Source organism: Acinetobacter sp. CAU_H_56, from assembly GCF_058599425.1.
In genome coordinates, this window is sequence record NZ_CM178654.1 from 522,833 (window position 1) to 535,566 (window position 12,734).

Genomic DNA, 12,734 nt, shown 5'->3' on the forward strand with positions numbered 1-12,734 from the left:
TCAACAAAAACACATCCTGAGGGGAAACACCGTAAATCACGGTGTTTACTTAAGAAAAAATTAGCTTGAGGGACGCTCATGCAGATTGGAATTCCAGCCGAAACTGTCGTCGGTGAAAATCGCGTCGCTGCGACGCCTGAGACAGTAAAGAAATTGATCAGCGCTGGTCATAGTGTGGTGATCGAACGTGGAGCAGGGGTTAAAGCTGCCTACATCGACAGTGCCTATGAGCAAGTTGGTGCCAAAATTACGGATGATGCCTACACCGGTAGCCAGATAGTTTTGAAAGTTCGTGCACCGAAGGGTGAGGAAATTCAAAAGCTGTCAGCTAACACCACGGTTGTAGCGATGTTTGACCCATACCGCAATACCGAGCTTGACCTATTCGCGGCACAGAATGTGTCTGCATTTGCTCTTGAGCTTTTGCCACGTACTTTGTCACGTGCGCAAAACATGGACGTATTGTCTTCTCAAGCGAACCTAGCAGGTTATAAATCAGTGCTTTTAGCTGCTGCTGAATATCAGCGCATGTTCCCGATGCTGATGACAGCGGCAGGTACGGTAAAACCGGCTCGTGTCGTGATCATGGGTGTCGGGGTAGCAGGACTTCAAGCGATTGCAACAGCGAAACGTCTGGGTGCAGTCGTAGAAGCAACTGACCTTCGTCCGACTGCCAAAGATCAGGTTGAGTCTTTGGGTGGTAAATGGCTAGACGTACCGATGTCTCCTGAAGAGCAGGCACGTGCTGATGAAGCAGCTAAAAACGGTTATGGCTGGATGCCAGGTGAACAGTACATCAAGGATCAGGCAGCGATTGTCGATAAAGCGGTATCGAATGCCGATATCGTGATTACCACTGCATTGTTACCAGGTCGTGATGCACCACGCTTAATCCGCGCTGAAACCGTAGCCAAGATGAAACCAGGCTCAGTGATTCTGGATATGGCAGTGGAATCAGGCGGTAACGTGGAAGGTTCTAAGTGCGGTGAAACTGTTGTGACTGAAAATGGTGTGAAGATTCTGGGTGTGCCAAATATTCCATCAACGGTGTCGACTGAAGCATCAGCGCTATATGCACGTAACGTCTATAACTTTGTTGAAACACTTTTTGATGCAGACAAGAACTTTGTCCTGAATCAGGAAGATGAAATTCAAAAAGCCCTACTTGTCACTCACGGCGGCCAAGTGCTGTTAAAACGTGGTTAAGGAGCAGACTCATGGTTGAAACAATTACGATTTTCGTCCTGGCCATCTTCGTGGGTTACTACGTGGTTTGGGGGGTAACACCAGCACTACATACGCCATTGATGGCGGTGACCAATGCCTTGTCTTCGATCATTATCGTGGGCGCAATGATTCAAACTGTTGGCCTGCCAATGGTGGGCGTTGAAGGCAGCGTGGATTTCCAGACCATTAACGTGGTGAGTGTACTGGGGGCAATCGCAGTATTTCTGGCGAGCATTAATATTTTCGGTGGCTTTGCCGTGACTGCACGTATGCTGGAAATGTTCAAACCTAAGCAAAAGAAAAAAGAGGGTTAAACCATGGAATTTATTCGAGAGTATGCGGATTGGTTCTACCTGATTGGCGCCGTTCTTTTTATCTTAACGCTACGTGGTTTGTCTGGTCCTAAAACTGCAATTGCAGGTAACCGCTACGGTATGATCGCCATGGCGATTGCTGTAGTGACCACATTCTTTGTTGCTGAAAATCCAGTAGTCTGGATGATTCTTGCAGCAATGGCTGCGGGTGCAGTGGTGGGTATTGCGCGTGCACGTACTGTACCAATGACCCAGATGCCAGAAACAGTAGCACTCATGCACTCACTGGTGGGTCTGGCTGCGGTACTGATTGCAGTTGCGGCAATTATCCATAACAACAAGCTGGTTGAATTGGGCCCGGACCTGTTAGCTGCAAATGGTGTGACTTTCCATGAAATGAGCAAGGTTCACCTGTTTGAACTGTTTGTGGGCTGTTTTGTGGGTGCGATTACCTTTACTGCTTCTGTATTTGCATACGGTAAGTTGGCTGCAAAGAAATGGGCAAAAACCATTTCAGGTGGCTGGGTAAAACCGGTTCAGGCTCTGATCTTTATTGCAATGCTGGCAGCAGGGATTCACTTCTTCCTGACAGGTAGCATGACATCTTTCTGGGCAATGACTGGTCTTGCACTGGCATTTGGCTGGGTATGGATTGCACCAGTAGGCGGCGGCGATATGCCGGTTGTGGTTTCGCTGTTGAACTCATTCTCAGGCTGGGCAGCAGCGGGAATTGGTTTCACACTGGAAAACAACATGCTGATCGTTGCGGGTTCGCTGGTTGGTTCTTCAGGTGCGATTCTGTCTTACATCATGTGTAAAGCGATGAACCGTTCGATCATCAATGTATTGTTTGGTGGTGCGATGGGTGGTGCAGCTGCGCCGACAGCAGCTGCGGGTGCACAAGTGCAACGTAACTACCGTTCAGGTTCTGCGGATGATGCTGGCTTCTTAATGTCGAATGCAGACAGCGTTGTCATTGTACCGGGTTATGGTATGGCACAAGGCCGTGCACAAAACGCAGTAAAAGAGCTGGCAAACTTGCTGAAAGAGCAGGGCGTGACTGTACGTTTTGCGATTCACCCGGTAGCTGGTCGTATGCCTGGTCATATGAACGTATTGCTTGCAGAAGCTGATGTTCCTTATGAAGATATTCTGGAAATGGACGAGATCAACTCAGACTTCCCGGCAACTGACGTAGTACTGGTTATTGGTGCAAACGACGTTGTAAACCCGGCTGCAAAAGACGATCCGAACTCACCGATCTACGGCATGCCAATTCTGGAAGCTCACAAGGCGCGTACCATCATGGTAATCAAGCGTTCTATGGCGACCGGTTATGCAGGTCTGGACAATGACTTGTTCTATAACGACAAGACCATGATGATTTTCGGTGATGCGAAGAAAGTTGTGGAAGATATGACTAAAGCGATTAATGGTACAGGTCACTAAGACTTTCCATTCGCTGAATCATCTTAAATCCTCCTTTTAAAAGGGGGATTTTTCCATTTAAATTACAGATAAATTCTCCTTCCTATATAAAAGCTGAATCGAAAAGAATTACAAAGTAAAATTAGCTATGGTGTTTTATTTTTAGAAAATTGGTCTGGATAAAATTGCAACAAAACGTTTAAAGAATAGGCTGAATGATTAAATCTGATCAAAAAACGAATTCATTAAAGTTTTTGACCCATAAATTTCTTTTTCGATTCAAGTTAAACAATATAAAAAAAGCGACCTACATAGGTCGCTTTTTTTGAATATTCGATATTTATGCTACAGAATCTGTAGGATTGCGCCATAGGCTTTCTAGATCATAGAATTTACGCGCTGTAGGCAGCATGCAGTGCACTACAACAAAACCTAGATCAATCAGGATCCATTCTGCATCACGTTCGCCTTCGATACCAAGCGGACGAAAACCTGCTTTACGTGCTTCTTCAGCAACATTATCTGCAAGTGATTTGATATGACGGGTTGATGTACCGCTTGCAATCACCATGGCATCTGCCACGTTACTGATGCTAGCAACATCAAGCTGAACAACTTCTTTAGCCTTTACATCTTCGAGGGCTGCATGTACAACTTTCAAGCATGCATTTACTGCTTGTGCATGAGAATTCATAGTGTGATCGTGAGAATTAGAAGCGCTGGGCGATGGTTCTAAATTCATAGGGAGTATAATTTCCTAACAATTATGCATGATCTAATATAGCGGTTTTAGCCCAAAATTTCAAATGCACCTTCCGCCGCTTTAGTCATACTCTGGGAAGAACTGTTCTTTCCAGTCAAAGGATTCTTCCGAAGTCCCCAGAGGTTTATATTCGGCTGCGACATAACCATTGTATTGGCTATTCTCTAACCATTGAAAAATCTCATAATATGGAATGGAAGCCGTATTTGGTTGATGACGCCCCGGGCAGTCTGCAAACTGGATATGACCAATCTCTGCAATATTTTCTTTTAAGGCTTCAAGTACATCTTCACCCATCATGGCCATATGATAACAGTCATATTGCATTTTCAAGGAAGGATGATTGACAGCTTCCAGCATCTCCTGAGCTTGAGCCACATTCTGAATCAGAAAGCGTGGCATATCCTGACCGTTGATCATTTCAAAAACCGGCTGAATCTGATAATCAGAGAGCATGGAGCAGGCAACTTTCAGATTACTCGCCAAGCTGTTCAGGCAAGGAAGCAGGTCACAATCCAGTGGCTGTTTGCCGGCCAGAATATTGACACTCGGCACATTCAAAGCAGTCGCATATTGAATGGATTGCTCTACGGCATGACGAAACTCGATTTCCTGTCCAGGGATGCCGGCCAGACCATGTCCACCTTGCATCAGATCGCCGGCAGGCACATTAATCAGGCAGATATCCAGATCATGCAACTGAAGCTGCTGCTGAATCTGCTCAATACTCAGTTCATAGGGAAACTGGATTTCCACATGTTTAAAACCATGCGCATGAGCCAAGGCAAAACGTTCTAACAGCGGTACTTCCGTAAAAATCATGGAAAGGTTAACGGCGAGTTTGGTCATGGGCTTTTCCTTGCTCAAGATAGAATATTGAAATCGAATATTTAACGGTCTACGTGCTTGATTACAGTGGCCAGATCGGCTTCTGCAAATCCGTCTTGCTGATGGGCTTTAAGTTGAGATAGGGCCTGGCTTGCCACAGGGATATCCAAAGATAAAGTAGCAGCCAGTTGCACCGCATTGTTCAGGTCTTTAGATAGTGTCTGCACTTTCCATTGCACGGGTTCAAAAGTCTGGCTGGCCATACGTGGGGCCAGAATCTGAAAAGGCTTGGAGTCAGCAAAACCACCGGCTAATGCAGGTGCTAGTAGGGCTGTATCCACACCGGCACGATCGGCCAGGGCCACTGCTTCAGCGATCAGGGTACTTTTCGCCGCTACAATCAGCTGGTTACAGATTTTAGTCGCCTGACCGGTTCCCGTATCACCCATGCGAGTGACACGTTGTGAAAGCACGGTATAGATGGGATCAAGTGCGGTAATAGTTTTTGCATCACCACCCGCGAAGATGACTAGCGTGCCTTGTTCTGCACCGGCTGTACCGCCAGACACAGGAGAGTCAATCCAGATCGCTTGTTTAGCTTGGGCCTGTTCAGCTAGAGTTTTGGTTTGATGTACAGAAAGGCTGGAAAAATCGACAATGATCTGACTAGCTACCAGATGTGGTTGAATCTGCCCAAAGACCGATTGCACTGCGGCATCATCTGCCAGACAGGTCAAAATAACCGGATAATCTGCAATTTGATCTAGAGATAGCGGAGTGGCTCCGAGGGCAAGCAAAGGATCGCAGGCACTGGCCGTACGGTTCCAGACTGCAACTTGAAAACCTGCTTCTAGCAAGCGGGTTACCATACGACTGCCCATGAGTCCCATACCTAAAAAGGCAATTTTGCTATCACGATCGAATTGCATCTTATCTCTCATCTTTTGATTTTGCTTCAGCTATAATTATCGATATTGACGTGGCACAAACTGCACATCCGGATTTTTATCCTTTTTACGTGCCAGTTGGCTGTTTTTACCGAGTAACAGTTTAAGTTGCCAGATTTTTTCCATACGCAGTGACTTTTTGGGTTTGTGTTCCATCGCATCCAGCACAAATTTAGAGGCCATCAAGGCATCTGGAGAGCGTTGTAACATTTCTTCAGCCAAAACCTGTGCTTTTGCTAATGGCTGTTCATCAACATGGGTGATCAGGCCAATTTCTTTGGCATAGGCACCTTCAAAAATACGTGCGGTTAAGGTCAGCTCTTTGGCTAGATCAATCCCGATCAGACCTTTGAGTGAACGCGTTAGTCCCATGTCTGGTACTAGGCCCCAACGAGTTTCCATAATTGACATTTTGGTCGCAGGGTGGGCGATCCGGATATCCGCAGCCAACGCAAGTTGCATACCTGCACCAAAGCAGAAACCTTCAATGGCTGCAATTACTGGGACAGGCAATTCCTGCCAGACCAGAAAAGCTTTCTGAAATAAGCTCTGTCCAGGACGGATCAGTTCCCAGGCCGCATAGGCACGATTTTTAGGATTGTTTAAATCGGCCAAGTCAATGCCGGCACTAAAGACCTGCGCTTCACCGGTTAAAATGACACAACGCACCGACTTGTCTTTTTTAATCCGGTTCGCAATCTGCACCAGTTCACGCAGCAGGGCAAAGCTCATGGCATTACGTTTGTCTGGACGGCTGAGAGTAACCGTGGCAATTCCATTATTTTTTTCAAAGCGCACAAGTGACATGGTATTCATCCTTAATTTTTTCTGTAAGCGAGCATAGCATGAGCGATCTGTGCTTGCATGACAGCGCAGTCATACAGATATGAGTGATTAAAACAGTAATTTTTTAACCACTATGTTTGTTTAAGATTTGCTGGGCTGCCTGTTCTACCTGCTCAATCACGGCTTTCAACTCATCTAGGTATTTCAGTACTTCCTGAACAAAACTGTCATCGGCTTTACGACGTTCCTTACGCAAGGTCGAGACAAACTGCTCAAAACTTCCGGTAACTTTTTGCAGAGTCGGTGTGCCGACATAACGGGTAGCACCATAGAGACGGTGTAAAACATGCTCCAGCTGCGGAAAATCTTCTAGCTCAATCAGTTGCTCAATCTCATCCAGCTCTTTTTCAAAACTGTCAACCAGCATGCTGAGCAGATCGACTGCCAGATCTTCTTTATTGGCTGCCAGTTGCAGGCTTTGTTGCCAATCCAGAATATTCGGATCCAGCGCATCAATGACATTGGCACGTTCCAGCACCGGAATCTTTTTAAAACTCTCAGTCGTCCAATGCGTCAGAATCTGCACGATCTGATCAATCTGAATAGGCTTGGTGACATAATCATCCATACCATTTTGCAACAGTTTTTGCTTCTCATCGGAAAGGGCATGTGCTGTCAGGGCAATAATCGGTAGACGCTGATGATTTTCGAAAGTTGATTCCAGTGAACGGATTGCACGGGTGGTATCGATACCGGACATCACTGGCATCTGAATGTCCATAAACACCAGATCAAAGGACGGCAGGCCCTGTTCATAACGGCTCTGGATGATATCAATCGCTTCCTGTCCGCTAATGGCTTTGGTTGTGGTGACATTCAGTTCGGCCAGCAATGCCTCCAGAACAATCAGGTTCGGCAGATGGTCATCAACGGCAAGGATATGCAGTCCCTGACCATTAAAGTCTTCATGCTGTTCCTGATCGAAGACGGGTTGATTACCAAGTAGCTGAATTAGGGCACTACGACTGAGTGGCTGATGCAGGGCGCGGGCACGATGATCATTCAGCATGTTCGGATCAAGCTGCATCTGATAACCATATACAGCCAGATGTCCCTGATAGCGAGAGCGAATCTCTGTCAGTAGAGCCTGGCTATCGCCACTATGGTCGACAATCAGCCAGGTATTCTCGATATTTTGTAAATGGTTCAGACGGCTGAACAGATCCAGAATGGACGTCGATTCAATATGTTTAACGCGATAATTTTCCAGATAATGTCTTAAGACATTCGCCGTTGCCGGGTGGGCAAGATAAGACACAACGGTCAGATCACTGAAATCCGGGTGCTCATGGATAATATCTTCATCCACCGGGAATTGGGCGGTAAACCAGAAGGTTGAGCCTTTTTCTGTTGGAGCGCGTTCCTGATTGTCTTCAAAGCCGATCTGACCATGCATCAGGTGAACCAGCTGTTTGGAAATGGCCAGTCCTAGACCTGTACCACCGAATTGGCGGGTGACCGAGGTGTCGCCTTGCGAGAAGGATTCAAACAGTTTTTTACGGTCAGTTCCGCTCAGGCCAATGCCGCTATCCTGAACGCTGAAATGCAGCAGACATTGTCCAATATCATCGTGCTCCATGCGTGCCCGAACAATGATTTCGCCGTCTGGAGTAAACTTGATCGCATTGGAAATCAGGTTGGTCAGAATCTGCTTGAAGCGTAGTACATCACCAATCACATGTTTTGGCACATTGTCTGCAAAATAGAACGCCATATCGATATGCTTCTGTGCAGCCAGTGGCGAGAGCATGTCCATCACATCAAAGATAGCTTCTTCCAGATCAAAAGGTGCAGTTTCCAGTTCCAGTTTGCCAGCATCGATCTTGGAGAAATCCAGTACATCATTGATTAGGGCCAGCAGATGCGCAGAAGATTTGCGGATGGTCTGCAAATACAGGCTTTGCTCATTGCTAAGATTGCCTTGACGCAGCAGCAGGTGAATAAAACCATCAATACTGTTTAAGGGTGTGCGTAATTCATGGGAAATATTGGCCAGAAACACCGACTTGGCCTGGTTGGCAGAGATCGCCTGGTCACGTGCTTGACGATAAGTAATATTTTGAACTTCTAAAGTATCTAGGGTACGGCGCAAATCGTCTTCAGTCTGTTCGGTATGCTCGCGCAATTCCAGAAAACTGAAATGCAGACGTTTCACCACATTGGCAATATCACGCTGCAAAAGACGCAGTTCACCGGTACTGTTAATCACCATGTGCTGATCTAGAGTGTCGGCATTCAGGCGTTGTAGCTGCATGCGAATCTCATACATCGGCGCAATCCAGCGACGAGAATAGAAATTCAGACATAACAACAACAGTAATAAGGTCAATAAGCCGGTCGCAATCAAAACGATCAGGACCCGGTAGCGGGCAATTTCTAAGGGTTGGTTGTCTAGTTCAATTGCCAGCCAGCCTGCATTCATGCCATTTTCATTTACTTTGACTGCATAAATATGATTGTTTTTATCTAATATCGGGCCAACAAAATTGCTATCTTTTTTAAAGTCCGGCCAAGGCGCTTGCTCCTGAAAACCAATGCCGAGTTTACTTTTGCCATTTTCATCCAGAATAGCCGCACGAACCAGATGCTTTTCATTCAGCATATTTTGCATGGCATCATGAGCCTGCTCATATTGCCATGGATATAGGCTCAGAATGTCCAGCGCATATTCAGAAGTGGCCTGAAAACGGGTCAGAATCGCAATGGCCATCTGCTTTTGCTGGGCACGGGCGGCATTGGAAGTTTCTGAAATGACCAGAGCAGCGCCGACACAGGCCAGAATAGTAATGGGTACAAAAATCAGTGCAATCAGCTGTCCATAAGCATGATTTAAGTGTAGGCGTTTAAACAGCTTTTTGTTGATATTTGACATGATTCAAGCAGTATTTTCCTTATGCTTTGCATATTAGCATGCTTTAAATCTACTGTTAAAATTTCAGCATTATTTTTCTAAAGCTCCAGATTAAGGCAGAAAATAAAAACTATTATGCTGAACAGTCATTATGGGTGTTTGAGCAAACCTTTTCAGGGGGAGAGGTGAGCTAAGTCACTGTCATGATTAAGGAGTTTTATCAAGCTAAAACGGGATGAATTGGCCATGCCGATCGTGATTTATACAGTTTTATGCAAAAGCACTGCTATAAATGGGTGCAGGGAAATGCATTTTTTCATACAATAGCCGCACCTCGATATAGGTGCAAATAATGAGTAATACCACCCCTGATTTTCAAGCAGACGAATTTTTACTGGACCATTATGTAGGCAAAACGCCACTAGTGCGTTTGCAGCGTCTGGCTAGTCACACTCAAGCCACAGTACTCGCAAAACTCGAAGGAAATAATCCGGCAGGCTCGGTCAAGGACCGTCCAGCGTATAACATGATCATGCAGGCGGAAAAGCGCGGACAGATCAAACCGGGTGATACCTTGATTGAGGCGACCAGCGGAAATACAGGGATTGCATTGGCAATGGTTGCGGCCATGCGCGGTTACAAGATGCAGCTGATTATGCCGAATAACATGAGTCAGGAACGTAAGGACGCGATGCGTGCTTATGGTGCTGAACTGATTGAAGTGACCAAAGAGCAGGGCATGGAAGGTGCACGTGATCTGGCCTTGCAAATGCAGGCTGAAGGTAAAGGTCTGGTGTTAAACCAGTTTGGTAACCCGGACAATGTCGAAGCGCATTACCTGACCACAGGTCCTGAAATCTGGCAGCAAACAGGCGGCAAGATTACTCACTTTGTCAGCTCAATGGGTACTACAGGTACGATCATGGGCGTATCTAAATATCTGAAAGAAATGAATCCGGATATTCAGATTGTGGGCCTGCAGCCATCTGATGGTTCTAGCATTGCCGGTATCCGTCGCTGGCCAGAAGAATATTTGCCAACAATTTTTGATCGTAGCCGTATCGACCGTATTATCGATATTCCACAGATTGAAGCGGAACGCACCATGCGTAAACTGGCGCAAAAAGAAGGCATCAGTGCCGGAACATCTTCTGGCGGTGCAGTTTGGGCATCGATCAAGCTTGCAGAAGAAAATCCGGATGCAGTGATTGTATGTATTATCTGTGACCGTGGTGACCGTTACCTGTCTACAGGCTTATTCTCTGTACAAGATCCTGAATAATTTTTGAGAAATCTTTTATGCGCCTGCCTGTTTTAACCTTCGATATTGAAACCCAAACCGATCTTAAATCAGGCGCGCATCTGTTTGGTCTGGATCTGCCCGAGGCTGATCTGGATCAGGCCCTGACCAAATTACGCCGTCAGGAATCAGGCTCGGACTTTCAGCGTCTGCCTTTGCATGAAATTGTCTGTATTTCTGGTTTATGGATGGATGAACAGGGCATGCGCCTGTTTTCTTTTAGCCGTGAACAGTACAGCGAAGCAGAAATTTTAAAAAAGTTCTTATCCATTTTTGACAAGCGTCATCCGACGCTAGTCAGTTGGAATGGCTCACAATTTGATCTGCCGGTTATTCTTTATCGGGCCATGTATCATGGTTTATCTGCCCCAAGTCTGTTCGATCAGGGCGAAATTGATACGCAAAAGCGTTATAATAACTACCAGAATCGTTACCATCAGCGTCATGTCGATTTGATGGATGTCATGGCCATGTTTCATGCCCGTCATTTTCAGAAACTGGATGATGTTGCTCATTTATTGGGTTATCCAGGCAAGCGTGGTGATGGTGGCTATCATGTACCTGAATATGTACGTAACCAGCAATGGAGCGAACTCACCAGCTATTGCGAAGGTGATGTGCTCAATACCTGGTTGGTCTATATTCGCTGGCTGTTGCTAAAAGGCCAGTTGATGTTGCCTGATTATCAGCATCTGGTGCAAAGTACGATTCAATATCTGCATACTCAGCCGCAACATGCAGATTTTTTATCAGTCTGGCGTGAAACCTCACAAAGAACTGAATTTACCCGTTTTGATTTTCCCATCTCCACATCCTAGGTTTTCATGAAACGTCGAGCACAACCACGTCCAGCACCGCAATCCGAGTATATTTTTCAGGTTGAATCACTCTCACATGAAGGACGTGGCATCGCTCACTATGGTTCACATCCGGATCACCCGCTTGAAAAGCATGGCAAGAAAGTTTTTATTCGATATGCCTTGCCGGGTGAAACCGTTCGTGCCCGCATTACCCGTGAAGTCAAAAAACTGGAAGAGGCGGATAGCCTTGAATTGCTCAGTGAGGCTTCCGAGATCAGGGTCAAACCTGTGTGTCCACACTTTGGCGTATGTGGCGGCTGCAATATGCAGCATATCCATCCAGATGCACAGATTGAACTTAAGCAGAATGTTCTGAAATCACATTTGCAGCATTTTGCCGGGATACAGCCTGAAGAATGGCTGTCACCGCTACGTTCACAACGTGAAGATTATCGTCGTAAAGCCCGGATTGGGGTGCGCTATCTGCCTCAAAAAGACAAGCTGGTGGTCGGTTTTCGTGAAAATCAGTCCAATAAGCTGACCTCGATTGACCGCTGCATGATTCTGGATCGCGAGTTTGGATCGGTTACACGTCTTAAACAATTGCTCCAAAGTCTCGATGGTCAGGCAGATATTGGTCATATAGAATTGGCTATGGGTGATCATGACATTGCGTTGCTTATTCGTGAAACTGCAGAATTATCGGTAACAGATGTCAACCGATTACGCCAATTTACGTTAGAGAAAGGTTGGCAGCTTTATTTGCAACCTGCAGGCCAAGATTATTTGAAGCGGATTGATGAGCCTGAACAGGTGGCACGCTTACACTATGGTCTTGATGACTTTGATGTGGAATTCGGTTTTAATCCATTGGACTTCACTCAGGTCAATTCAACGATCAATCCGCAGATGGTTCGCTTGGCATGTGATTTGCTTCAATTACAGCAGGGCGAACGAGTTCTGGATCTGTTTTGTGGATTAGGAAACTTTTCTTTGCCACTGGCGCGCTGTGTTGGTGCGTCTGGTCAGGTGGTTGCAGTTGAGGGGAGTGAGGAAATGGTGCAACGCGGTGCAGAAAATGCTAACAATAATGGTATTGCACAAGTTTCGTTCTATTCACAAGATTTAACCAAAGATTTTTCGCACCAGTCTTGGGCAAATCAAGGATTTGATGCATTATTAATCGACCCGCCACGCGCTGGAGCAGAAGAAGTCATGCATTATATTCCTCAGTTTGGTGCCAAAAGAATCGTTTATGTGTCATGTAATCCCGCTACGCTCGCAAGAGATGCAGGGCTACTGGTACAACAGGGTTATCAGCTAACGAAAGCCGGTGTGATGGATATGTTTACACATACCGGACATGTCGAGTCGATTGCCTTGTTCGAAAAAGAAAATTAAATAAACGATCAAAGAGATGATGTATCTAA

The 12,734-nt window shown here is 46.0% G+C and carries 11 protein-coding genes; 6 read left to right on the plus strand and 5 right to left on the minus strand.

The window, feature by feature from the left end:
- Positions 1–78: 78 nt before the first annotated feature.
- Genes AC4MCC_RS02590 through AC4MCC_RS02600 form a run of 3 tightly spaced genes read left to right on the plus strand, consistent with a single transcriptional unit; the run spans position 79 to position 2,990 of the window.
- Complete coding sequence (locus AC4MCC_RS02590; protein WP_491880267.1) at positions 79–1,206, plus strand: Re/Si-specific NAD(P)(+) transhydrogenase subunit alpha; 1,128 nt, start codon at positions 79–81, stop codon at positions 1,204–1,206.
- An 11-nt stretch (positions 1,207–1,217) separates the two neighbouring features.
- The gene (locus AC4MCC_RS02595; RefSeq protein WP_004783638.1) at positions 1,218–1,541 is read left to right on the plus strand and encodes a proton-translocating transhydrogenase family protein; all 324 of its coding nucleotides are present in this window, start codon (positions 1,218–1,220) and stop codon (positions 1,539–1,541) included.
- A gap of 3 nt (positions 1,542–1,544) precedes the next feature.
- Complete coding sequence (locus AC4MCC_RS02600) at positions 1,545–2,990, plus strand: NAD(P)(+) transhydrogenase (Re/Si-specific) subunit beta (RefSeq protein ID WP_159123084.1); 1,446 nt, start codon at positions 1,545–1,547, stop codon at positions 2,988–2,990.
- 319 nt (positions 2,991–3,309) lie between these two features.
- On the opposite strand, the gene rsfS is transcribed toward AC4MCC_RS02600, so the two are convergent.
- The 5 genes from rsfS to AC4MCC_RS02625 form a co-directional block, all read right to left on the minus strand.
- On the minus strand, positions 3,310–3,711 hold the full coding sequence (gene rsfS / locus AC4MCC_RS02605) for a ribosome silencing factor (protein ID WP_419365688.1): 402 nt from the start codon (positions 3,709–3,711) through the stop codon (positions 3,310–3,312).
- An 81-nt stretch (positions 3,712–3,792) separates the two neighbouring features.
- A complete protein-coding gene (locus AC4MCC_RS02610; protein ID WP_419365689.1) occupies positions 3,793–4,581 on the minus strand; it encodes a hydroxypyruvate isomerase family protein in 789 nt (262 codons plus the stop codon).
- A 41-nt stretch (positions 4,582–4,622) separates the two neighbouring features.
- Positions 4,623–5,489, minus strand: a complete 867-nt coding sequence (locus AC4MCC_RS02615; protein WP_491885655.1) for an NAD(P)-dependent oxidoreductase — start codon at positions 5,487–5,489, stop codon at positions 4,623–4,625.
- A 36-nt stretch (positions 5,490–5,525) separates the two neighbouring features.
- The gene (locus tag AC4MCC_RS02620; RefSeq protein ID WP_419365691.1) at positions 5,526–6,314 is read right to left on the minus strand and encodes a crotonase/enoyl-CoA hydratase family protein; all 789 of its coding nucleotides are present in this window, start codon (positions 6,312–6,314) and stop codon (positions 5,526–5,528) included.
- Positions 6,315–6,417: 103 nt separating this feature from the next.
- Positions 6,418–9,225: a GacS-like sensor histidine kinase gene (locus AC4MCC_RS02625; RefSeq protein ID WP_419375144.1), complete on the minus strand. Its 2,808-nt coding sequence runs from the start codon at positions 9,223–9,225 to the stop codon at positions 6,418–6,420.
- A gap of 331 nt (positions 9,226–9,556) precedes the next feature.
- Here AC4MCC_RS02625 and cysM point away from each other — a divergent pair, with 331 nt between their 5' ends.
- Genes cysM through rlmD form a run of 3 tightly spaced genes read left to right on the plus strand, consistent with a single transcriptional unit; the run spans position 9,557 to position 12,705 of the window.
- Positions 9,557–10,486 carry a cysteine synthase CysM gene (gene cysM, locus AC4MCC_RS02630; RefSeq protein ID WP_034702431.1) on the plus strand — a complete coding sequence of 310 codons (930 nt, stop codon included), beginning with the start codon at positions 9,557–9,559 and terminating at the stop codon, positions 10,484–10,486.
- Between the two features lie 17 nt (positions 10,487–10,503).
- Positions 10,504–11,322, plus strand: coding sequence for a 3'-5' exonuclease (locus AC4MCC_RS02635; protein ID WP_179992986.1), 819 nt, complete (start codon positions 10,504–10,506; stop codon positions 11,320–11,322).
- A gap of 6 nt (positions 11,323–11,328) precedes the next feature.
- Complete coding sequence (rlmD, locus tag AC4MCC_RS02640) at positions 11,329–12,705, plus strand: 23S rRNA (uracil(1939)-C(5))-methyltransferase RlmD (RefSeq protein ID WP_200228994.1); 1,377 nt, start codon at positions 11,329–11,331, stop codon at positions 12,703–12,705.
- Positions 12,706–12,734 lie beyond the last annotated feature (29 nt).